19 protein-coding genes are annotated in these 21,045 nt (G+C 69.1%); 5 read left to right on the forward strand and 14 right to left on the reverse strand.

Annotated elements, in window-relative coordinates; all coding sequences use genetic code 11:
• The first annotated feature begins 14 nt into the window (after window positions 1-14).
• Complete coding sequence (locus ACTHL4_RS03765; RefSeq protein ID WP_440281399.1) at window positions 15-1,223, forward strand: MFS transporter; 1,209 nt, start codon at window positions 15-17, stop codon at window positions 1,221-1,223.
• 12 nt (window positions 1,224-1,235) lie between these two features.
• Here the strand turns inward: ACTHL4_RS03765 and ACTHL4_RS03770 are convergent, their stop codons facing one another.
• The 9 genes from ACTHL4_RS03770 to ACTHL4_RS03810 all read right to left on the reverse strand — a co-directional run bounded on the left by ACTHL4_RS03770 (window position 1,236) and on the right by ACTHL4_RS03810 (window position 10,808).
• A complete protein-coding gene (locus ACTHL4_RS03770; RefSeq protein ID WP_440281400.1) occupies window positions 1,236-2,006 on the reverse strand; it encodes an SRPBCC family protein in 771 nt (256 codons plus the stop codon).
• A gap of 4 nt (window positions 2,007-2,010) precedes the next feature.
• Window positions 2,011-2,868, reverse strand: coding sequence for an FAD binding domain-containing protein (locus ACTHL4_RS03775; protein WP_440281401.1), 858 nt, complete (start codon window positions 2,866-2,868; stop codon window positions 2,011-2,013).
• Window positions 2,865-5,282 (reverse strand): xanthine dehydrogenase family protein molybdopterin-binding subunit, encoded by a 2,418-nt coding sequence (locus ACTHL4_RS03780; RefSeq protein ID WP_440281402.1) that lies wholly within the window; start codon window positions 5,280-5,282, stop codon window positions 2,865-2,867. Before ACTHL4_RS03780 ends, ACTHL4_RS03775 begins: the two co-directional genes overlap by 4 nt.
• Window positions 5,282-5,764: a (2Fe-2S)-binding protein gene (locus ACTHL4_RS03785; protein WP_440281403.1), complete on the reverse strand. Its 483-nt coding sequence runs from the start codon at window positions 5,762-5,764 to the stop codon at window positions 5,282-5,284. Before ACTHL4_RS03785 ends, ACTHL4_RS03780 begins: the two co-directional genes overlap by 1 nt.
• An 88-nt stretch (window positions 5,765-5,852) precedes the next feature.
• Entirely contained in the window at window positions 5,853-7,085 is a 1,233-nt protein-coding gene (locus ACTHL4_RS03790; protein ID WP_440281404.1) for a transcriptional regulator, read from the reverse strand.
• Between the two features lie 48 nt (window positions 7,086-7,133).
• Window positions 7,134-8,252, reverse strand: coding sequence for an XdhC family protein (locus ACTHL4_RS03795; RefSeq protein ID WP_440281405.1), 1,119 nt, complete (start codon window positions 8,250-8,252; stop codon window positions 7,134-7,136).
• A complete protein-coding gene (locus ACTHL4_RS03800; RefSeq protein WP_440281406.1) occupies window positions 8,245-9,348 on the reverse strand; it encodes a vWA domain-containing protein in 1,104 nt (367 codons plus the stop codon). Before ACTHL4_RS03800 ends, ACTHL4_RS03795 begins: the two co-directional genes overlap by 8 nt.
• On the reverse strand, window positions 9,345-10,217 hold the full coding sequence (locus tag ACTHL4_RS03805) for an AAA family ATPase (protein ID WP_440281407.1): 873 nt from the start codon (window positions 10,215-10,217) through the stop codon (window positions 9,345-9,347). The genes ACTHL4_RS03800 and ACTHL4_RS03805 overlap by 4 nt, the downstream gene beginning before the upstream one ends.
• A 9-nt stretch (window positions 10,218-10,226) precedes the next feature.
• Entirely contained in the window at window positions 10,227-10,808 is a 582-nt protein-coding gene (locus ACTHL4_RS03810) for a nucleotidyltransferase family protein (protein WP_440281408.1), read from the reverse strand.
• Window positions 10,809-10,898: 90 nt separating this feature from the next.
• Between ACTHL4_RS03810 and ACTHL4_RS03815 the strand changes: the two genes are divergently transcribed.
• On the forward strand, window positions 10,899-11,900 hold the full coding sequence (locus tag ACTHL4_RS03815) for a bile acid:sodium symporter family protein (RefSeq protein ID WP_440281409.1): 1,002 nt from the start codon (window positions 10,899-10,901) through the stop codon (window positions 11,898-11,900).
• A 6-nt stretch (window positions 11,901-11,906) separates the two neighbouring features.
• Here the strand turns inward: ACTHL4_RS03815 and ACTHL4_RS03820 are convergent, their stop codons facing one another.
• Both ACTHL4_RS03820 and ACTHL4_RS03825 read right to left on the reverse strand, forming a co-directional pair.
• Entirely contained in the window at window positions 11,907-13,739 is a 1,833-nt protein-coding gene (locus ACTHL4_RS03820; RefSeq protein ID WP_440281410.1) for a glycoside hydrolase family 2 protein, read from the reverse strand.
• A gap of 34 nt (window positions 13,740-13,773) precedes the next feature.
• Window positions 13,774-14,808, reverse strand: coding sequence for a LacI family DNA-binding transcriptional regulator (locus tag ACTHL4_RS03825; protein WP_440281411.1), 1,035 nt, complete (start codon window positions 14,806-14,808; stop codon window positions 13,774-13,776).
• 224 nt (window positions 14,809-15,032) lie between these two features.
• Between ACTHL4_RS03825 and ACTHL4_RS03830 the strand changes: the two genes are divergently transcribed.
• From ACTHL4_RS03830 to ACTHL4_RS03840, 3 genes are read left to right on the forward strand one after another with little or no spacing between them, the layout of a single operon-like run.
• Window positions 15,033-16,274 (forward strand): extracellular solute-binding protein, encoded by a 1,242-nt coding sequence (locus ACTHL4_RS03830; protein ID WP_440281412.1) that lies wholly within the window; start codon window positions 15,033-15,035, stop codon window positions 16,272-16,274.
• 12 nt (window positions 16,275-16,286) lie between these two features.
• Window positions 16,287-17,231: a carbohydrate ABC transporter permease gene (locus ACTHL4_RS03835; protein ID WP_440281413.1), complete on the forward strand. Its 945-nt coding sequence runs from the start codon at window positions 16,287-16,289 to the stop codon at window positions 17,229-17,231.
• The gene (locus ACTHL4_RS03840) at window positions 17,231-18,085 is read left to right on the forward strand and encodes a carbohydrate ABC transporter permease (RefSeq protein ID WP_440281414.1); all 855 of its coding nucleotides are present in this window, start codon (window positions 17,231-17,233) and stop codon (window positions 18,083-18,085) included. Before ACTHL4_RS03835 ends, ACTHL4_RS03840 begins: the two co-directional genes overlap by 1 nt.
• Here the strand turns inward: ACTHL4_RS03840 and ACTHL4_RS03845 are convergent.
• The 3 genes from ACTHL4_RS03845 to ACTHL4_RS03855 are packed head-to-tail and all read right to left on the reverse strand — an operon-like array spanning window position 18,078 to window position 20,658.
• Complete coding sequence (locus ACTHL4_RS03845) at window positions 18,078-18,932, reverse strand: metal ABC transporter permease (protein WP_440281415.1); 855 nt, start codon at window positions 18,930-18,932, stop codon at window positions 18,078-18,080. The two genes, ACTHL4_RS03840 and ACTHL4_RS03845, sit on opposite strands and share 8 nt — an antisense overlap.
• Complete coding sequence (locus ACTHL4_RS03850) at window positions 18,929-19,762, reverse strand: metal ABC transporter ATP-binding protein (protein WP_440281416.1); 834 nt, start codon at window positions 19,760-19,762, stop codon at window positions 18,929-18,931. Before ACTHL4_RS03850 ends, ACTHL4_RS03845 begins: the two co-directional genes overlap by 4 nt.
• Window positions 19,759-20,658 (reverse strand): metal ABC transporter solute-binding protein, Zn/Mn family, encoded by a 900-nt coding sequence (locus ACTHL4_RS03855; protein WP_440281417.1) that lies wholly within the window; start codon window positions 20,656-20,658, stop codon window positions 19,759-19,761. The genes ACTHL4_RS03850 and ACTHL4_RS03855 overlap by 4 nt, the downstream gene beginning before the upstream one ends.
• Window positions 20,659-21,045 lie beyond the last annotated feature (387 nt).

Consider the following 21,045-nt stretch of genomic DNA (forward strand, 5'->3'; position numbering starts at 1 on the left):
CGGCGAGCCGCATCATGACCGAACAGACGACCGACAGGACCAGTGCGCCCAGCATGCCGCGCGAGGTGTGGGTGATGGTCTCGGCCAGCTTCGTCATCGCGCTCGGCTACGGCGTCGTGGCTCCCGCGCTGCCGGAGTTCGCCCGCAGCTTCAACGTCGGCGTCACCGCGGCATCGGCCATCGTGTCCGCCTTCGCGGTGATGCGGCTGCTGTTCGCGCCCAGCACCGGCAAGCTGGTCAACCGCTTCGGCGAACGACCGATGTACCTGCTCGGCCTGTTCATCGTCGCCTTGTCCACGCTCGCTGCCGCTTTCGCCCAAAGCTATTGGCAACTGATGCTTTTCAGAGGCTTGGGCGGCATCGGCTCGGTGATGTTCACGGTCTCGGCGATGGGTCTGATGATCCGGATCTCCCCGCCCGCGATCCGCGGACGGGTGTCCGGCCTCTACTCCTCGAGCTTCGTGCTGGGCAGCATCACCGGCCCGATGCTCGGTGGTGCGCTCGTCGGCTTCGGGCTGCGCGTGCCCTTCGTCGTGTATGCCGTGGCCCTCTTCGGCGCGATCGCGGTCGTCCATCTGCAACTGCGCGACAGCACACTGGCCGTCATCGACGACTCCTCCGGCTCGGTGCCGGTGATGCCGCTCGCGGACGCGCTACGGATCGGCGCCTACCGGTCGGCGGTGCTGACCGCCGCAATCTTCGGGTGGGTCTACGCGATGCGCGTGTCGCTGGTGCCGCTGTACTTCGCCATCGTGCTCAAGCAGCCCGACGGTGTCGCCGGTCTCGCCCTGGCGACATACGCCTGTGGAGACGTGCTGGCGATGATCCCGTCCGGGCGCCTGTCGGACCGGATCGGGCGGCGTCCGCTGATCATCACCGGCATGCTGATCCTGGCCCTCGCCACGCTCGCCCTCGCCCTCACGCATTCGGTCGGTATCGCCTTCGGCTCGACGCTGGTCGCCGGCATCGGCACCGGCATGGTCAGCCCCTCCCAGCAGGCGGTGCTGGCCGACATCATGTTCGGCCACGGGCGTGGCGGGCCGGTGCTGGTGACCTACCAGATGAGCCAGGACATGGGCACGGTCATCGGCCCGGTCCTGGGCGGCGTGCTGGCCCAGGAGTGGGGCTTCCCGACCGCGTTCACCGTCACCGCGGTGCTCGCCGGGTGCGCCGCGGCCGCGTGGATCGTCGTCCGCGACACCCTGGTGATCCGCGAGGTATGACGGTCGGCCCGATCAGTGACGGGTCAGCCGGCGCAGCAGCGCACCGAGGACGGCGACGCCGCCCACCGCGGCCACGGCCTGCTTCCAATAGGCCTTCGCCAGCACGGGCAGCACCGTGGTGCCGAGGTCCAGCGTGTCGTCGTCCCCGCGCTGTGTTCCACCCGGTGAGGAAGCACCCGGCACGCGCGCGCTCGGCGGTGTCGGAGCGGGGATCTCACCGACCGTGCGCGGGCCGGCGCTGCGCTGCGGTGCGGCGACCGGCTCCGTGGCCGTGACATCCGCCGACGGCGCGACCGCGGGCGCCGCTTCGGCGGCCTCGGCCGGCTCACCGGAGTCACCGCCGGAGCCGACCTTCGTCTGCAGGCAGTCGACGAACTGACCGAGCAGCTTGTCCGACACGTCCTGGATGACGCCGCGCCCGAACTGTGCCGGCTTGCCGGTGATCGCCAGGTCGGTCACGACCTCGACCCTGGTCCCGCCGTCGGCCTCCGACATGGTCGCGGTGACCAACGCACCGGCCGTCCCGTTGCCGCGCTTGTCCTTGCCCTTGGCATCGATGACCATCCGGTGCGTGGCTTCGTCGCGTTCGGTGAAGGTGCCGGTCCCCTTGTAGACCAACGCGATCGGACCGAGCTTGACCTTGACGGTGCCATGGAACGTGTCGCCGTCGGCGTCGGTGATCTGGGCGCCCGGAAAGCACTCGGCGACAGATCGGATGTCCTGGAACGCCGCCCACGTCTCGTCGACCCCGGCCGGCACGGTGAAGGAATGTGTCAGATCCATGCGGTCATCCTCCCGCAGCGGCGAGCACCGCGCGACGCGTCAGCACCTGGGCGAGGTGCTTGCGGTAGTCGGCATCGCCGTTGAGGTCGGACGGCGGGTTGGTGCCGTCAGCCACGTCGGCGACGGCACTCCGTATGGCGTCCTCGGTGGCCGGCTGCCCCTGCAGGGCCTGCTCGACACCGGTCGCGCGAATCGGCGTGGAGCCCATGTTGGTCAGCGCGACCTTCGCCTCGGCGATCGTGCCGGCCTCGGCGCGCACGGTCGCCGCCACCGCGACGATGGACCACTGCTGCGCGATCCGGACGAACTTCTCGTAGTGCGCACCCCAGCCGGTGTGCTTGGGGATGCGGACCTCGGTCAGCAGCTCGTCCTCGCCGATCGCTGTCTCGAACAGATCGACGAAGAAGTCGGAGGCACCGACGGTCCGGGTGCCCCCGCCCTGGCCGGCGATGACGAACTGGGCGTCCAGCGCCAGCGCCGGAGCGCCGACGTCACCGGCAGGATCGGCGTGGGCCAGCGCGCCGCCGAAGGTCCCGCGGTTGCGCACCTGTGCGTCCGCGACCGTCCGCACCGCCTGGCCGAGCAGCGCCGCATGCTGCGCCACCAGCGGCTCGGAAGCGACGGCCGCGTGCGTGGTCATGGCACCGATGACGAGGTGATCACCGTCGTCGCGAACACCTCGCAACGCCTCGATCCTGCCCAGGTCGATCAGGAATTCCGGTGCGTTGAGCCGCAACCGGAGCACCGGGAGCAGTGACTGACCCCCGGCGATGATCTTCGCGTCGTCACCGTGCTCGGCCAACAGCGCGAGTGCCTCGTCGACGCTGGCCGGTGCGGCGTAGTCGAATGCTGCCGGGATCATTGACCCGCTCCTTCCGTCGCCGTGCCGGTATCGCCGGCCCGGCCGGCCGCGATGGCCGCGTAGACCCGTGCCGGTGAGCACGGCATGACGATGTCGGCGACGCCGAACGGCCGGACCGCGTCGAGCACCGCGTTGACCACGGCCGGGGTCGAGGCGATGGTGCCGGCCTCGCCGACGCCCTTGGTGCCCAGCGTGTTCGTCGTGGCCGGAGTCGACGCGTGATGCGCATCGAAGTCGATCAGGTCCGCAGCGCTCGGCATCAGGTAGTCGACGAACGAACCGGAGACCAGGGTGCCCTGGTCGTCGAAGACGGCGTCCTCGTAGAGCGCCTGCGCGATGCCCTGCGCCAGCCCGCCGTGCACCTGTCCTTCGACGATCAACGGGTTGATGATGTTGCCCACGTCGTCCACGCAGGTGTATTTGCGCAGCTTCACCTGGCCGGTCTCGGTGTCGACCTCCACCGCGCACAGGTGTGTGCCGTGCGGGTAGTTGAAATTCACCGGGTCGAAGGTCGCGTCCGCGTCGATCGAGGGTTCCATCCCGTCCGGCAGGTTGTGCGCGGTGAAGACGGCACCCGCGACGTCCTGGATGGACACCCCCGCCTCCGTGCCCCGCACCGTGAAGCGTCCGGTCGCGAACTCGATGTCGTCCACCGACGCCTCCAGCAGATGCGCGGCGACCGGCTTGGCCTTCTCGACCACCTTGTCCGCAGCCTGCACGAGTGCCTCGCCGCCGACCACCAGCGACCGGGACCCGTAGGTGTCCAGGCCCTTGACCGAGACCTGCGTGTCACCGTGCAGGATCTCGACGTCCTCGAAGGGCACCCCCAGCCGATCGGCGACGATCTGGCTGAACGCCGTCTCGTGGCCCTGACCGTGTGCACTGGTGCCGGTGGACACCTCGACCTTGCCGGTCGCCAGCATCCGCACGGACGCGTGCTCCCACCCGCCCGCGCCGTAGTCCAGCGACCCCAGCACCCGTGACGGGGCGAGACCGCACATCTCGGTGAACGTCGAGACGCCGATGCCCAGCTGCACGGTGTCACCCGACTCGCGCCGCCGCGCCTGCTCGGCGCGCAGCGCGTCATACCCGAAGAACTCCTTGGCCGTCGCGGTGGCGGCTTCGTAGTTGCCCGAGTCGTATTCGAGTCCGGCGACCGTGGTGAACGGGAACTCCTCGTGGGTGATCCAGTTCTTCTCGCGCAGTTCGAGCGGGTCCATGCCGAGCTCGTCGGCGAGGTCGCTCATCAGCCGCTCGATCGCGAAGGTCGCCTCCGGCCGGCCTGCGCCCCGGTAGGCGTCGGTCCACGTCTTGTTGGTCAGCACCGTCTGGCAGGCGAAGTGGTATGCCGGGATCTTGTAGATTGCGTTGTACATGAATGCGCCGAGCACCGGCACACCACCGCCGACGATGGCGACATACGACCCGAGGTCGGCGGTGAGTTCGACCTTGAGCCCGGTGACCTTGCCCTCCTTGGTGGCGGCGAGGGTGAGCTTCTGCCACTGGTCCCGGCCGTGGTGGGCGGCCATCATGGACTCCGAACGCGTCTCGGTGTATTTGACCGGCTTGTGCAGCTGGCGGGCGATCCACCAGGCCAGCCACTCCTCCGGTGTCACCTGCAGCTTGCCGCCGAATCCGCCGCCGACGTCCGGCGCGATGACCCGGATCTTGTTCTCCGGCACCCCGGTGGTGGCCGCCAGCGCGAAGCGCAGGATGTGCGGCACCTGGGTGGCCGACCACATCGTCAACTGTTCGCCGGTCGGGTCCACGACCACCGAACGCGGCTCCATGAAGGCGGGGATCAGCCGGTTCTGCCGGAACTCGCGCTCGAGGACCACGCCGTCCGTGCGCGCTTGGCTGATCGCGTCCTCGACGTTCCCGCCCGTGCCGGCCTCCGCGGAGTCGAAGACCCACAGCGCGGACTTGTTGGTGCCCAGGTCGGGGTGCGCGAGCACCGTGTCCTCGGCCGCCTCCTTCAGGTCGATCGCGGCGGGCAGCTCCTCGTAGTCGACGTCGACCAGTTCGGCCGCGTCCCGGGCCGCCGCCGCACTGCGCGCCACGACGACGGCGACGATCTCCCCGGCGAAGGTCACCCGGTCCGCCGGCAGCGGCGCGTGCACCGGCGTCTTCTGGTCCGGGGTGATCGGCCAGGCGTTGATCAGCACACCGGCGGACTCATCGAGGTCCGCGGCGGTGTAGACCGCGACGACGTTGGTCGCCTGCTTGGCGTCGGCGGTGTCGATGGAGGTGATCTTCGCGTGGGCGAACGGACTGCGCACCATCGCCAGATGCAGCATGCCGGGCAGCACGATGTTGTCGGTGTAGCGGCTGCTGCCGGTGATCAGCCGGCGGTCCTCCTTGCGGCGCCGGTCCTTGCCGATCTCGGCGGCCGGCCGGTCGTCGGTGACGGTCATCACTGCGCTCCCTTCCCGGCAGCGGCGGCGGTCCGCACCGCGCGCACGATGTTGTGGTAGCCGGTGCACCGGCACAGGTTGCCCTCCAGGCCCACGCGGATCTCCTCATCGCTGGGGTCGGGGTTCTCGTTCAGCAGGTCCACCGAGCGCATGATCATCCCCGGTGTGCAGAAGCCGCACTGCAGCGCATGGCATTCGTGGAACGCCGCCTGCACCGGGTGCAGGTCGCCGCCGTCGTATGTCGCGGCCAGACCCTCGATCGTGGTCACCTCGGCACCGTCGGCCTGGACGGCCAGCACGTTGCACGACTTCACCGCGTGCCCGTTCAGGTGCACCGTGCAGGCTCCGCAGTTGCTGGTATCACAACCGATGAGAGTCCCTGTCTTGCCTAGCTTTTCGCGCAGGAACTGCACGAGGAGCATGCGTGGCTCCACGTCGTCGGAGACCTTGCCTCCGTCGACGGTGAGTTCGATCCTGGTCATGTTCGGCACCCTTCGACTACGCAGACTGCTGGCGTCATGCCCGAACCTAGATGGCCCCGGGTTGGTGCAAGGTTGGCTTTACGAAGAGTCAACGTTTCGCCGCTGCGAGGCGGCCGCGCAGCAGCGGCACGGCCCGGTGCACGCCGGTGCCGATCCGGTGCAGGCAGGCCTCGAGGACCTCCGCGTCATACGGCGCGATCTCGCTGTAGCGCAGCACGGCGTCGGGGTCGGGATCGGCGAGCAACGCCTCGCGCACCGCGACCGCGACCACCTCGGCGAGCTCGGTCAGCGCCGGCGAGTCGGTGCCCGGCATCAGGTCGCCGCCGTATGCCGTCACCGCGGCCAGCACCTGACCGGCCCGGATCCGGTCGAGGACCTCCTCGACGTCGGTGACGACCGGAAGCATCAGCCGGTAGGGCCGGGACGAGATCGCCCCGCCGAGGGTGGACCGCAGGTGGGACACCTCCGCCTTGAGGGTCGAGAAGCTGACCGCGGCGTCGCCGTAGAGCAGGGCGTGCAGGCGTTCGAGCGACAGCCCGTCCGGGTGCAGTGCCAGCAACGCGAGGATCTCCGTCTGGCGCCGGTTGAGCAGCAGCCGTTCGCCGTCCAGCCGCGCCTCGGCCGCCCCCAGCAGCGTGAGCACGAGCCCCTGGTCGGCCGCCGGGGCTCCGTGCCGCGGGTGCTGACGGGTGTCGGGCATGGCGCTCTCGATCATCTGCGCCATCAACCGGGCCGTCGCCAGACCGATCGGGTGGGCCCGGTCCCAGGTCGTCGACAGATCGATGACGCCGAGGCGTTCACCGGTCACCGGGTCGTGCACCGGCGCGGCCCAGCAGACCCAGTTGTGCACGATCGGTGAGTAGTGCTCGGCGGAGAAGACGGTCGCCGGTGCGTCGAGGCGGCCGGCGAGGTCCAACGCGTTGGTGCCGACGCTGCCGTCGTCCCATCGACCGCCGGCGACGAAGTTGACCGTCTCGGCCTTGCGCCGCATCACCCGGCCGCCGTAGGTCCACAGGATCCTGGTCCGCGTGTCGGTGACGGCCAGCACCAGATCACCGTCCTCGGCGCTCCTGCGCAGCTCCTGCTCCACCGCGGACACCGCGGCCTGCAGCGGCGAATCCTGCCAGAACGCAGCGGTTTCGTCTTCGTCGGCCAGCGGCGCACCGGTGACGTCGAGCGCCCGGCCCTGGGCCGAACGACGCCAACTGGTCAGGATCTCCGGACGCACCCGGACCGCTTCGTCGCCCTCGGTGACGAAGGCGGTCCAGGCCCGGACGGCATCGATCCGGCGGTCGCGCAACGAGACGGCGGGCAGCACCATGACACCTCCAGTGTGAGCACCATCACACTATCTCGGGCCGCCGTCGGATCAGGCGTGAATGCGGCCTTCCGTCTCACCGAGCCGGCTGCCGCTGCCGCCCCATTGCCGCGCGATGATCTCCGCCGCGATGCTGATGGCGGTCTCCTCCGGCGTGCGTGCCCCGAGGTCGAGGCCGAGCGGGCTGTGCAGCTTGCGCAACGACTCCTCCGCCACCCCGATCTCGCGCAGCCGGCTGACCCGGTCGTCGTGGGTACGACGCGAGCCCATCGCGCCGATGTAGGCCACCTCCGGTGCCTGCAGGGCGACCTCCAGCAGCGGCACGTCGAACTTGTGGTCGTGGGTGAGCACGGTGATCACCGTGCGAGCGTCGATCCGTCCCGCCTCGATCTCACCGGACAGATAACGGTGCGGCCAGTCGACGATCACTTCGTCCGCGTCGGGGAACCGTGTGGTGGTGGCGAAGACCGGACGCGCGTCGCAGACCGTGACCCGGTAACCCAGGAACGAGCCGACCTTCGCCACCGCGGCCGCGAAGTCGATGGCGCCGAAGACCAGCATCCGCGGTGGCGGTGCGAACGCCGACACGAAGACTCGCATCCCGTCATCGAGGCGCTGTCCGTCGGGGCCGTAGGTGAGGGTCGCGCTGCGTCCGCTGGCGAGCAGACCGAGTGCGTCGTCGGCGACCGCGGAGTCGGCCCGGTCGCTGCCGAGACCACCCTCGGGTGCGGCCTCGGGCCGGATCACCAGTCTCCGGCCGAGCCAGGACGGGTCCGGGTGCTCGATCACCGTGGCGACGGCGACCGGCCGGTCGTGCTCGATGTCGTCGGCGACCGCGGCCAGTTCGGGGAAGCTGGTCTTGTCGACCTTCTCGACATACACGTCGAGGATGCCGCCGCAGGTCAACCCGACGGCGAAGGCGTCGTCATCGGAGACGCCGTACCGTTGCAGCACCGGGGTGCCGGATGCGACGACCTCGCCGGCGAGTTCGTAGACCGCGCCCTCGACGCAACCGCCGGAGACCGACCCCACCGCCTCGCCGCCGGGGCCCACGAGCATCGACGCTCCGGGCGGGCGCGGCGCCGAGCGGAACGTCGCCACCACCGTGCCGACGCCGACGGACTCGCCCTCGTCGTACCACTTCATCAGGTCTGCCAGCACTTCACGCACCGCCGACCACCTCCAACACCTGCTCGAACGCGCGCAGGGAGTGCCCTGCGACGAAGTGATCGCAGTGCGGCAGTGCCGCCACGATGCCCTGCTGCACCGGTTCGTAACCGTCCTTGCCGCGGTGCGGGTTGACCCAGACGACCCGGTGCGCCAGACGGCCCAGCCGGGCCATCTGGTCACCGAGCAGCTGAGCGTCACCGCGCTCCCAGCCGTCGCTGAAGACGACCACGACCGCACCGCGTGCCATTCCGCGCGCGCCCCAGCGGTCGAGGAACGCCTCGAGCGTCTCGCCCAGCCGGGTGCCGCCGGCCCAGTCGGGCACCTCGTCACCGGCGCGCACCAGGGCGCGATCCGGGTCGGCGGTGCGCAGCGCGGTCGTGATCCGGGTCAGCCGGGTGCCGAGGGTGAAGACCTCGACCGGTGCCCGGGTGGCCACCAGCGTGTGCGCGAGGCGCAGCAGCGCATCGGCATACGGCCGCATGCTGGCCGAGACGTCCAGCAGCAGCACGACCCGGCGCGCCTCGGTGCCGCGGCGCCGGTGCCGCACCTGGGCCGGCTCCCCCATCAACTGCAGGGAACTGCGCAAGGTGCGCTGCAGGTCGACCTCGCCGCGCCGCCACGGTGTATGACGCGAGGCGCGCCGCACCGGAGGGTGCGGCCGCAACGCCCGGATCATCGCGTCCAGGACCGCCTTCTGCGCGGCATCCAACGCGGCGACGTCCCGGTGGCGGAGAATCTCCGCCTCCGACGCGGCGGCGTGCACCAAGTCGCGCTCCCCCTGCCAGGCAGCGCCGTCCGGGTCGTCGGTCACCGGCAACGGCGCGGCGACGTCCTGGGGACGTTCCCGGGGAATACTGCGGGGCAGCCCCGAGCGGTCGCCGAACCATGCCTCGAAGACCCGGTCGAAGCGTTCCAGGTCGTCCGGACCGGAGCAGAGCGTGGCGCGTCCGGCGACATACACACCGGCCGGGTCGGCCAGTCCGACGATCGCGGCGGCGGTGAGGAAGTGGGCCGCACGGTCGTGGGTGACCCGCACACCCGCCGCCCGCAACGCCCGGGTGAAGGCGAGCAGGATGCGGTCCGGCTCGTGACTCATCTCGCGAGCATCCGGTCCAGGACGTGCTTGACCCGGTCGATGTCCTCCCGGTATTTGACCACCGCCCCCAGGGTGGCGGCGGCGTGCTCCAGATCCAGCTGCTCTGCTCCCAGCCGCTGCAGCGCGCGTGCCCAGTCGAGGGTCTCGGCGACACCCGGGGGTTTCAGCAGGTGCTCGCCGCGCAGTTGCTGGACCACCTCGACGACCTGCCGGGCCAGCGTCTGCGGCACGTCGGGCAGTCGCGAACGCACGATCGCGATCTCGCGCTCCAGCCCGGGGTGGTCGATCCAGTGATAGAGGCACCGGCGCTTCAGCGCGTCGTGCAACTCACGGGTGCGGTTGGAGGTGAGCACGACGCTCGGCGGCGTGGCGGCGGCGACGGTGCCCAGCTCCGGGATGCTGACCGACCAGGTCGACAGCACCTCCAGCAGGAACGCCTCGAACTCGTCGTCGGCGCGGTCGATTTCGTCGATGAGCAGCACGGCGGGGGCCTCCCGCAGCGCTCGCAGCACCGGGCGGGCCAGCAGGAAGCGTTCGTCGAAGAGCGACTTCTCCGCCTCGGCCGGGTCGAGCGAACCGTCCTTGCCGGCAGCCTCCAGGGTGCGCAGGTGCAGGATCTGCCGTGGGAAGTCCCAGTCGTAGAGCGCCTGGCCGGCGTCGATGCCCTCGTAGCACTGCAGCCGGATCAACGGCACGCCGTGAATCTGCGCGAGCGCCTCGGCGAGTGCGGTCTTGCCGGTGCCGGGCTCGCCCTCCAGCAGCAGCGGACGAGCCATCTGGTCGGCCAGGTAGGTGACGGTCGCCAGCGCCACGTCGCTCAGGTAGCCGGTGCCTTCCAGCGCCTGTGCCACCGCACTCGGTGAATCCATGCGTCCAGGCTAGTCAGTGCCGGGTTGGCGGGCGGTTGGGTGCGACCGGTCTCCCGACGGCTGCGCCGTGTCGACGTCGCGCCCGGTGGCCAGGTCACCGCACTCGACCAGCGTCGGCGCGTGCGGGCGCAGGTAGTCGCGGGCTCCGCGATCCCCGGTGGCGCTCGCCACCACGCCGGGCCAGTGGCCGCGACCGAGCAGCACCGGGTGACCGGGCACCCCGTGGTAGGCGGCACGCGCGAGCACGGCGGTCGTGTCCGGCTGCGCCAGCACCCGCTGTATGACGTCGGCGCCGACATCGGGCAGATCGACCAGTGTGAGCAGGCAACGCGTCTCGTCGGTGAGCGCGGCGAGTCCGGCACGCAACGAGGCCCCCATGCCGGTGTGCCAGTCGTGCGCGACGACGATCCGGACGGTCCGCTCACCGATCAGCGGCCGAGCCTCCTCCGCCCGCGCGCCCAGCACGACCACCACCGTGTCGCAGCCGGCCAAGGTGTCGACGGCATGCGCGAGCCAGCCGTCGACCAGTGCCTTCGGCCGGCCCATCCGGCGCCCGGCGCCGGCGGCGAGCAACACTCCGGCGGTCGTCATACGGGTCAGTATGCCGCCGGGCCGCCCGGCCATCTCGCCACCTGGGTCGCACTGCCGCCATACACCGTGGCGACCTAGGGTTGCCGGGTCATGCATCCCCTTGCCAAGCTCCGGATCGACGGCTTCATCGTGGCCATCCTCGCCACCGTCGTTCTGGCGAGCGTGTTCCCGGCGAGTGCGGGCTTCGCGCCCACTCTCGATCGTCTGGTCACGGCGGCAATCGCCCTGCTGTTCTTCCTGTACGGCGCGCGCATGCATCCGCAGGAGGCCGTCCGCGGCCTGCAGCACTGGCGCCTGCACGTGCTGATCCTGGCGTTCACCTTCGTGATCTTCCCGCTGATCGGCATGTCGTTGAAGGTGCTTCAACCGCACCTGCTGAGTGCCGAGCTCTACACCGGGGTGCTCTATCTGACACTCGTGCCGTCGACCGTGCAGTCGTCCATCGCCTTCACCTCGATCGCACGGGGCAACGTGGCCGGCGCGATCGTGAGTGCGTCGGCCTCCAACCTGCTCGGCGTGCTCCTGACACCGTTGCTGGTGATCGCGATGACCGGGCTGCACGTCATCGGCGGTGGCGGCGGCATCTCGATCAGTGGCGGATCGATGCTCGACATCTGCGTGCAGCTCCTGGTGCCGTTCATCGTCGGGCAACTGGCGCGACCCGTGGTCGGCGGCTGGGTCGAGGGACACAAGGCGAAGCTGAAGTACGTCGACCGCGGCTCGATCGTGCTGGTCGTCTACGCCGCCTTCAGTGAAGGTGTGCGACAGGGCATCTGGGGCGCGGTCGAGCCCGGCCAGATCGTCTTCCTGGTCGTCCTGTCGATCGTGCTGGTGGCCGCCCTCCTGTGGCTGACCTGGCACGCCGCGGAGCGTCTCGGGTTCGGACGGGCCGACCGGATCGCCGTGCAGTTCTGCGGCACCAAGAAGAGCCTGGCGAGCGGACTGCCCATGGCAGCAGTGCTTTTCGCGGGACACCAGGTGAGCCTCATCGTGCTGCCGTTGATGGTCTTCCACCAGGTACAGCTGATGATGTGCTCCTGGTTGGCCGCTCGGTATGCCGCCGAACCGGACGGCGCACCGCTGACCGCCTGAGCCGCCTCAGTCCGTCGCCGGCGCCGCGTCGCACTCCCGGCGCTCGATCGCCGCCGGCCGCCGTTGGGCGGCACGGATGCGGTCGACGTCGAGCTTCGCCGACCGGTCGAAGTAGTAGATGCCGTTCTGCTCCTGGAAGACGTCGGTCAGCTGGGTGTAGCAGTAGCCGAACATCAACGGATCGTCCAGCAGCGCATCGACCAGGCCGGTGAACCGCTGGTAGACCTCCTCCTCGGTGCCCACGGCCTGGCCGTAACCCCATGAGTCGTCGCCCTCCTCGGCCTGCGGGTTCCACCAGATGCCGCCGAACTCGCTGCAGAAGTAGGGCTGGCCGCGGTACGGGGTGGACCATTGGTCGTCACCGTTGGTGTAGGGCGCGCCGTGGGCGAGCGGTGCCATCAGCGCAGCGAACGTCGCCGGATCCTGTTCGTACAGATGCGAATCGTAGATGTCCGTCTCGTCGACGCGGTGCGCGTAGCCGGAAGCGTCGATCACCGGCCGCGTGCGGTCGGCGAGCTTGGTGGCCAGGAACATCCCCCGGGTCACATCGTCCAATGCGGTGATGCGGTCGTGGCGCAACTGGAACGTCTCGTTCAGCGGGCACCAGCCGATGATGCTGGGGTGGCTGTAGTCCCGCTCGACCGCCTCCAGCCACTGGGTGATGTATGCCGCGTCCGGCCGCTGGTTGTCCGCCGCGGCCGGACCGGGTTCGCGGCAGCCCCAGTCCCCGAACTCTCCCCAGACCAGGTATCCGAGCCGGTCCGCATGGTGCAGGAACCGCTCCTCGAACACCTTCTGGTGCAGGCGGGCGCCGTTGAAACCGGCCGCCATCGACAGTTCGATGTCCTCGATCAGCGCCCGGTCCGACGGTGCCGTCATCAGCCCGTCCGGGTAGTAGCCCTGGTCGAGCACCAGGCGCTGGAAGACCGGCTCGCCGTTGAGCAGCACCGCCGGACCGTCGATGGCGACCGATCGCAGCCCGGCATAGGACTCGACGGTGTCGAGGACGGTGTGATCCGCCTCGACCAACTGCAGCCGCACGTCATACAGGTGCGGGTCGCTCGGCGACCACAACCGGCGGTGCTGGTGCGGCACCGTCAGGTCGAGCATCGTGGTGAAGTCGCCTCCCGCCGGCCGTTCCACGCGATCCAGCACCGTGTCTCCGTCGCGGAGTTCGGCGACGACGCGCAGCCCAGCGGTCCGTCCGCGCAAGGGCAACTCCAGGTGGAAGACGCAGGCTCCGACGTCGGGGGTGATCCGCGGGCGTTCGAAGCGGGCCGCCGGCACCGGCTCCAGCCACACGGTCTGCCAGATGCCCGTGGTGCGCCCGTACAACGCCGCCCACCCGGTGTAGTCCCGGCTCTGCTTCCCGCGCGGCTGGGGGTCGCGGTGCGAGTCCCGGCACCGGATGGTGAGTTGTCTTGCCTCGTCGACGAATCGGTCCGCCGACCCGAGCTCGACCGTGAACGAGGTGAAGCCACCACGGTGCCGGCCGCGTTCGATCTCGCCGACCCACACGGTGGTGTCGTAATCCGCTGCGCCGATGTGCAACAGCAGATCGTGGCCGCGCCAGTGCTCGGGGACCCGCACCTCGCGGCGGTACCAGACCGCGTCCAGGAAGTCGGTGTCGCCGATGCCGGACAGGGTCGACTCGGGAGCGAACGGCACCGTGATCCGGTCGCGCAGCGCGGTGGTGAGCAGGCCGCGTTCCAGACCGCTGTCACCCTGGTCGATCTCGAACTGCCACGGCCCATTGAGGTTGAGCCATTCGGCGCGACGGAACGACGGGCGGGGGTATTCCGGTCGCGGGCACGTGTGCCGTGCGACGTCCTCGGTCATCGACGGGAACCTTTCGTCAGCGGGTGAGTGAGCGTCAGTGCGTCAGTGGATGGTCGGGCAGGTCGGCTCCCCCGGTGCTCGCGCGGACGGCGAGTCGATGGGGGATGACCACGTGGTCGTGGGACGAGCCCCGGCCCGCGATCTGGGGCAGCAACTGCTGCAGGGCGGCCCGCGCGAGGGCGTGCCGGTCGACGCTCACCGAGGTCAGACCGGGCACCGAGAACTGCGCGTCGTTCAGGTCGTCCCAGCCCATCACCGCGACCTCGTCCGGCACGATCACGCCTGCCGCGTCCAGCGCGTGCAGGACACCGAAGGCGAGTTCGTCGTTGAAGCAGAAGATCGCATCGGGGCGGATCTTCGCGGCGAGCAGGCGACGCGCCGCCGCAGCTCCTTCGACCCGCCCGTAGCCGCCGGGGGCGATGACCCATTCGCGACGCACCCGCAGACCGGCCGCGCGCATCGCAGCCCGGTAGCCGCGGGTGCGCAGAGCGCCGGTCTCGCCGCCGAAACCGTGCTGGTCCCCCACCACGGCGATCCGGCTGCGGCCACACGAGATCAAGTGATCGGTGGCATCACGGGACGCGCTCACGTTGTCGCTGCCGACCCAGGCCAGATCGAAGGTCGCGCCGTGCTCACCGAGCGCCACCAACGGCGCGCCCGCGTGCCGAGCGAGGTCGCTGCGGGTCATGCTCAAAGGACTGACGATGGCGCCGTCCCACAAGCCGTCGTCCAGACCCTGCCGCAACGGCGAGGTCTCGCTGTCCCGGCGGCCGTCGGTCTGGTCGACGACCACCGACAGGTCGCACTGCCGTGCCTCGGTCACCACGGCATCGGCGAGCTCGGCGAAGTAGTGCTCGGCGAGTCGTGGGATGAGCAGGCCGACCACTCCGGTGCGCCCGGAGCGCAGCCGCCGCGCCACCTTGTTGGGCCGGTAACCGAGCGCATCGATCGAGGCCTGCACCGTCGCTCGGGTCGCGTCCGCGACCTGCGGAAAGTCGTTGACAACATTGGAAACCGTGCGCACCGACACCCCGGCATGCGCCGCTACCTCCCGCAATGTGACCGCCACCCGAGGAAAGTTATCAGAAGTCCTTGCATCGTTGCATGCAACGATGCAAGGATCCATCGGGCACAAGGAGGTGCTGCTGTATGTCGAATCCCCCGGCCGAGCGATCGCCGCGCCGAACGTCCCCGCCGAGCCGAGTGAGCGGCCCGTTGCCCTCCCGCCGCGCACTGCTCGGTGCCGGTTTGGGCGCCGCCGCGGTCGGCGCGCTGTCGGGCTGCGGATCTCCGGTGACGAGAAATCTTTTCGGCGTTGCTCCGCCACCGAGCAAGCTCACCTTCTGGAACCTGTTCACCGGCGGCGACGGCGCCAACATGATCGCGATGGAGGACGTCTACTCCGCGCACCATCCGGCCACCGACCTCAACGCCACTGTGCTGGCGTGGGGCACGCCCTACTACACCAAGCTGGCGCTGGCCACTGCCGGCGGAGCGCCCCCGGACGTCGCGATCCTGCACCTGTCCAGGTTGCAAACCTTCGTCGACGCCGGCCTGGTGAGTGAATTCACTTCTGCGGAGCTGGATTCCGCCGGTATGCCGACATCCGATTTCACGCCTGCGGCGATCCAGAAGGCCACCGTCGGCGGGAAGGTGCACGCCGTACCGCTGGACACTCACCCCTTCGTGATGTTCTACAACGAGACCGTGTGCCGCAAGGCCGGACTGCTGGACGCCGACGGCTCCCTGAAGCCGATCCACGGACCGGACGAACTGACCGCGGCACTGCGCGCCGCGCAGCGGGTCACCGGCCACTACGGCGGCGTCGTCGCCGTCACCAACGACCCGTCCACGAATCTGCGGTTCTTCGCCACCCTCTACTACCAGCTCGGCGGCACCTTCCTGGCCGACCACGGCACGAAGATCACCATCGACGACGACCTCGCGATCAAGGCGCTGACCTACCTGCGCAGCCTCACCCGGAGCGGCCTGATGCCCAGCTCCGTCGACCCCACCGGGGTCACCTCGCTGTTCTCCACCGGCAAGGCGGGTTTCCTCTTCGACGGGGAATGGCAGATCCCGACGTACGAGGCGACATCGCTGAAGTTCAACGTCGTGCCCGTCCCCCACCTCTACGGTCCGAAACTGGCGACGTACGCCGACAGCCACTCCTTCGTCATACCGACGAACGGCGCGATGGACGCCGAACGCCGTTCGCATGCGGTCACATTCATCAAGTCGATCCTGCAGAACAGCCGCACCTGGGCCAAGGGCGGGCACATCCCGGCCTGGTTGCCCGTGCGTGACTCCGCCGCCTTCAAGGCGATGAAGCCACAGGCCAACTACGTCGCCGCGGCCGACGCGGCACAGTACGACCCGCCGGGTTGGTACTCCGGTGCGGGCAGCGAGTTCGAGAACGTCGTCGGGGCCGCCATCGCCGGATCCCAGTCCGGCGCCACGTCGCCCGCGGGTGCCGTGCGCGCGATGCGCGACGGCCTGCGGCCCTACGCCTCCGCCAAACCGCCGGTGGGATGAGGAGCAGCACACATGGCCACCACAGTCATCGATGACGGCACGCTCGTCAGCGCCCGTCCGGCCGTGCGCCGCAGACCGGGCGGCGGCAGCGACGAGAACCGTGCCGGCTGGGCGTTCAGCGCACCGTTCCTGGTGCTCTACCTGCTCTTCCTGATCGGCCCGGCCGTCTACGGCCTGGTGATGAGCTTCTTCAACGCGACATCCGTCAAGTCCGGGCTCGGCGAGTCGGTCGGGCTGGCCAATTACCGCGACATCTTCACCAGCTCCGACTTCTGGTCCTCGATGGGACACACGGTGTGGTTCACCGTGCTGACCACGCCACCACTGGTGATCCTGGCCTTCGTGTTCGCGGTGCTCGCCGAACGCGTCCGACGCGGAAAAGCGTTGGTGCGCTTCATCTTCTTCGCGCCGTTCGTGCTGCCGGTCACCTCGGTGACGATGATCTTCACCTGGCTGTATGCCGGCCAGATCGGCCTCATCCCGCACTGGATCGACGCACTGGGGATGACTCCCCCGAACGTGCTCGGCGAGACCAAATGGGCCTTCATCTCGGTGGCGGCGCTGACGGTGTGGTGGACGCTCGGATTCAACTTCGTGCTCTTCCTCGCCGGCTTGCAGGAGATCCCGACCGATGTCTACGAGGCGGCGGCCATCGACGGGTCGAGCCCCGCACGCACGCTGCGGTCGGTCACGCTCCCGTTGCTGCGGCCGACCATCGTGCTGGTCACGATGTTGCAGATCATCGCCAGCATGCAGGTCTTCAACCAGATGTATCTGATGACCGGCGGCGGCCCCGGGACCTCCACCCGCCCGGTCATGGAGTTCATCTACGACATCGGTTTCTCCGACTACCGCGCGGGCTACGCATCGGCGGCCACCATCGTCTACTTCGTCATCGTCGCGGTGGTCTCGGTCGTCTGGTTCCTGCTCCGCCGGCACTCCCGGAAGGCATCGTGATGGCTGTCCACGCGACCAACGCACTCGACTACAACGGTCGATCGCGCACGTTCAAGGTCTTCTCGGGCCTGGTGCTGGCCGTCTTCGCGGTCATCTGGATCATCCCGCTGCTCTTCGCGGTCGACACGTCGCTGAAGCCGGAGGGTGAGATCGCGGCGCGCCCGACCAGCTGGTGGAGCTCGCACTTCTCGCTCGACGCCTACAGCAAGGTCATCGACCACACGCCGATCATGACCTGGTATCTCAACAGTCTGATCATCGCCGTGCTCACGGTCGTCCTCACGCTTCTGGTCACCTCGATGATCGGGTTCGCACTGGCGCAGACGCGGTTCGCCGGCCGCGGCGGCTTGATCGCCTTCGTGTTGGCGGGTCTGCTGATCCCGGGCCAGATCCTCGTGCTGCCGCTCTACCAAATCGTGCACGGCATGCACCTGCTCAACACCTACTGGGCGATGGTGCTGCCGGCCGCTGCCGCTCCGGTCGCCGTGTTCATCTTCGAGTCGTTCTTCAGCGGCCTGCCGCGTGAGCTGATCGACGCCGCACGCATCGACGGCGCCTCGTGGTTCAGCATCTACTGGCGCGTCTGCCTGCCGCTGTGCCGGCCCGCTGTCTCCGCGGTCGCGATCTTCACCTTCGTGACCAGCTGGAACAACTTTCTGTGGCCACTGCTCGCGCTGAGCAATGTCGATCAGATGACCATCCCGGTGGGTATGGCGACCGTCGCCGGCGGCTTCGGGATCCTCTACGCACAGGTGATGGCCACCGCGGTGCTCGGCGCGCTGCCGCTCTTCGTGGTGTTCCTTCTCTTCCAGCGACACATCGTGCAGGGAATCGCCGGGACGGGGATCAAGTAGTCGCGGGCTGCGGGTGCGGCCGGCCGGCATTGCGGCGCAGCCGCTCAGCCACGAAGGACACCAGGTAGATCGCGAAGCTGGTGAATGCGATCAGCACGCTCGCCTTGATGTCGGTGTCACTCAGCGCGAGGCTGAGCAGGAATCCACCGTCCGCGGCCAGCAGCGCGAACAGCACCGAGAGTGCAGTGAACGCAATGGGGTTCGCTGTCCACCGGCGTGCTGCCGCGGCGGGGGTGATCGCCAGGCTGAGCACCAGCAGCGTGCCGACCACCTGCGCCGCTTCGGTCACGGTGAGCGCGAGCAGCAGCAGGAACACCAGGCCGAGCCGGCGCACCGGCACACCCCGGGCGGTGGCGACGGCCGGATCCACCGAGGCGAAGAGCAACGGCCGGAAGATCACCACCATGGTGATGACCACGAGCACCGCGAGCACGCCGAGGATCAGCACGTCCCTCGTCGAGGCCGACACGAGGGAGCCGAAGAGGATGTTGGTGGCGGCCGAGGAGAAGCCGTCGTAGAAGCTCAACAGAAAGACGCCGAGGCCGAGGCCGAAGGCGAGCACCACACCGATGGCGGTGTTGCTCTCGCTGCGGCGTCGGCCGAGCAGGGCGAAAGCCACTGCCACCACGCATGATCCGATGAGTGCGCCGCTGACGGCGTCACCAGCGATCAGCAGGCCGGCGACCGCGCTCGGGAAGGACAGCTCGGCGGTGCCGTGTACCGCGAAGGCCATGTCCCGCATCACCACGAACGGCGCCACCAGTCCGCAGGTCAACGCGATCAGCGTCGCGGCGATCAGGGCGTGCTGGGCGAACGGATAGTGCAGCATGTCCAGCATCTGGCTCATTCGCTGACCGCCAACTCGACGGAACCACAGTGATGGGACTGCTCGGGCGACTCGCCACCGCCGACGACAATGACCCGGCCGCGCACCCGCAACACGTCCACGGGTGCGCCATACAGACTGGACAGACGCTCGGTGGTCAGCACCTCGTCGGGCGTGCCGACCGCCCAGTTGCCGCCGACGAGATAGATGATGCGGTCGACATAGGGCAGGATCGGGTTGATCTCGTGGGTCACCATGACGACTGCCGTGCCCGCCGAGCGCCGGCGCCGGTCCAGGAGTTCGAGCACACCTTCCTGGTGCCGCAGGTCGAGCGACGTCAGAGGTTCGTCGCACAGCAGCACCTGGGGGTTGCTCATCAGGGCTTGCGCGATCCGCAAGCGTTGTTGTTCCCCTCCGGAGAGTTTGCCCACGGGCGCATCTGCGTATGACGCCGCGCCCACCGCGCGGATCATCTCGTCGGTCGCCACGCGCACGGCGGGACGCGCCCACGGCATACCGAAGCGGTGCCCGTCGGCACCGAGGGCCACCAGATCCCGTCCCCGCAGCCCGAGGTCGCCGTCGAAGATCTTCTGCTGCGGCACGTAGCCGACGTCCGAACTGCCGCGGGAGGGTTTGCGGCCCGCGACCTGTACGGTGCCCGCGGACAACTCCTGCAGGCCGAGCAGAGCTCGCAGCAGCGTGGTCTTCCCCGCACCGTTCGGGCCGAGGATCGCCACGAACTCCCCCGGCTGGACGCCGAGGTCGAGCTCCGACCACAGGGTGCGTCCGCCGAGCGTGAGGGTGGCGCCGCGGAAGTCGATCACCGGCGCCTTCGGTGGCGTGCCTGTCATGCTGATCTCTCCAGCGCCGCAGCAAGTGCTTCGGCCTGCTGCAGCTGCCACGACTGGTAGTCCGTGCTCTTGGCTGGCATCGTCTCCGTCACTGCGACCCGCGGGACGCCGGCGTCCTTCGCCTGTTGCTTCAGCTGGTCGGTCTGTTTGTCGGTGACCTGGCTGTTGTAGATCAGTGCGCGCACCGATCGCTGCTGCAAGGCCTTGTCGAAGGCAAGCGTATCGCCCGGGCTGGGGTCGTCCCCCTCTTCGACGGCCCGCGGGAAACCGGAGGGGATGCCCAGCCGCAGCCCGGCATCGGCCAGCAAGTAGCCGGCGACCCGCTCGGTGTACGCGATCTTCGCACCGCCGTCCTTGGCCCTGATCGTGTGCAGGACCTTCTCGACGGGTTTCAGCGACGTGGCGAACTTCCTTGCGTTGCGGCGGTATTCGCCGGCATTCTTCGAGTCGATCCTGCCCAGCTCGGTCGCGACGGCGTCGGCCACCTTGGGCATCGCGGGTATGTCGTACCACAGGTGCGGGTTGGCGTCCTTGCCCTCGACTCCCAACACCTTCGCTGCGGTGACCACGGTCTGGTGCCGTGAGCCGGCGGCGGAGGTCAGCTCGTCCATGAAGCTGTCGTACCCGAGGCCGTTCTCCACGACCAGGCGGGCGTCGTAGACCGTCGCGGCGTTCTTGGCGTTGGACTCGTACCCGTGCGGGTCCATGTTCGGATCGCTCAGCACCGAGGTGACGTCGACGTGATCGCCGCCGATCTGCCGGACGATGTCGCCGTACACGTTGGTGCTCGCGACCACTCCGATCCTGCCGTCCGACGTCCCCGCATCCTGACCGGAACCGCAGCCGGACAGGACGAAGACCGGCACGACCACGGCCGCGACCCACGCCAGACGCATGTGTTCCCTCAATTCGTATTGATAGTCATTCTCGTTAAGAACACACTAGCAGTGGCTGTCGGCCGGCACGAATCGGCGTCGCACGGCCGACTCCCCGCCGATCGAGGAGGACGAGGCGCCAGCCGAGCACCCCCTGCGCTGGTCGAGGAGGACGAGGCGCCAGCCGAGGCCGTATCGAGACCTCGCCCGCCAGCACAAGCCCTTAGGCGGGGTGGCCTGGGGGTGGTCCTTTACGACCATCGGTCACCTCTCGGGCGGGACGACGGGTCCGTCGGGGCGGATGACGGCGGCTTCGCGGGCGCAGTGCCGATACGTTTCACCGCAAACGTGTTCGAAGAATTTCTAGGTTTCCCCACGCCCCTGCGGTAGAATCAAAGTACGTCGAAA

Source organism: Flexivirga sp., assembly GCF_051955415.1.
GTDB lineage: Bacteria > Actinomycetota > Actinomycetes > Actinomycetales > Dermatophilaceae > Flexivirga.

Coding starts and splice junctions, on each gene's coding strand:
- ACTHL4_RS03765 (WP_440281399.1), top strand. CDS start 15: ATGACCGAACAGACGACCGACAGGACCAGTGCGCCCAGCATGCCGCGC.
- ACTHL4_RS03770 (WP_440281400.1), bottom strand. CDS start 2,006: ATGGATCTGACACATTCCTTCACCGTGCCGGCCGGGGTCGACGAGACG.
- ACTHL4_RS03775 (WP_440281401.1), bottom strand. CDS start 2,868: ATGATCCCGGCAGCATTCGACTACGCCGCACCGGCCAGCGTCGACGAG.
- ACTHL4_RS03780 (WP_440281402.1), bottom strand. CDS start 5,282: ATGACCGTCACCGACGACCGGCCGGCCGCCGAGATCGGCAAGGACCGG.
- ACTHL4_RS03785 (WP_440281403.1), bottom strand. CDS start 5,764: ATGACCAGGATCGAACTCACCGTCGACGGAGGCAAGGTCTCCGACGAC.
- ACTHL4_RS03790 (WP_440281404.1), bottom strand. CDS start 7,085: ATGGTGCTGCCCGCCGTCTCGTTGCGCGACCGCCGGATCGATGCCGTC.
- ACTHL4_RS03800 (WP_440281406.1), bottom strand. CDS start 9,348: ATGAGTCACGAGCCGGACCGCATCCTGCTCGCCTTCACCCGGGCGTTG.
- ACTHL4_RS03805 (WP_440281407.1), bottom strand. CDS start 10,217: ATGGATTCACCGAGTGCGGTGGCACAGGCGCTGGAAGGCACCGGCTAC.
- ACTHL4_RS03810 (WP_440281408.1), bottom strand. CDS start 10,808: ATGACGACCGCCGGAGTGTTGCTCGCCGCCGGCGCCGGGCGCCGGATG.
- ACTHL4_RS03815 (WP_440281409.1), top strand. CDS start 10,899: ATGCATCCCCTTGCCAAGCTCCGGATCGACGGCTTCATCGTGGCCATC.
- ACTHL4_RS03820 (WP_440281410.1), bottom strand. CDS start 13,739: ATGACCGAGGACGTCGCACGGCACACGTGCCCGCGACCGGAATACCCC.
- ACTHL4_RS03835 (WP_440281413.1), top strand. CDS start 16,287: ATGGCCACCACAGTCATCGATGACGGCACGCTCGTCAGCGCCCGTCCG.
- ACTHL4_RS03840 (WP_440281414.1), top strand. CDS start 17,231: ATGGCTGTCCACGCGACCAACGCACTCGACTACAACGGTCGATCGCGC.
- ACTHL4_RS03845 (WP_440281415.1), bottom strand. CDS start 18,932: ATGAGCCAGATGCTGGACATGCTGCACTATCCGTTCGCCCAGCACGCC.
- ACTHL4_RS03850 (WP_440281416.1), bottom strand. CDS start 19,762: ATGACAGGCACGCCACCGAAGGCGCCGGTGATCGACTTCCGCGGCGCC.
- ACTHL4_RS03855 (WP_440281417.1), bottom strand. CDS start 20,658: ATGCGTCTGGCGTGGGTCGCGGCCGTGGTCGTGCCGGTCTTCGTCCTG.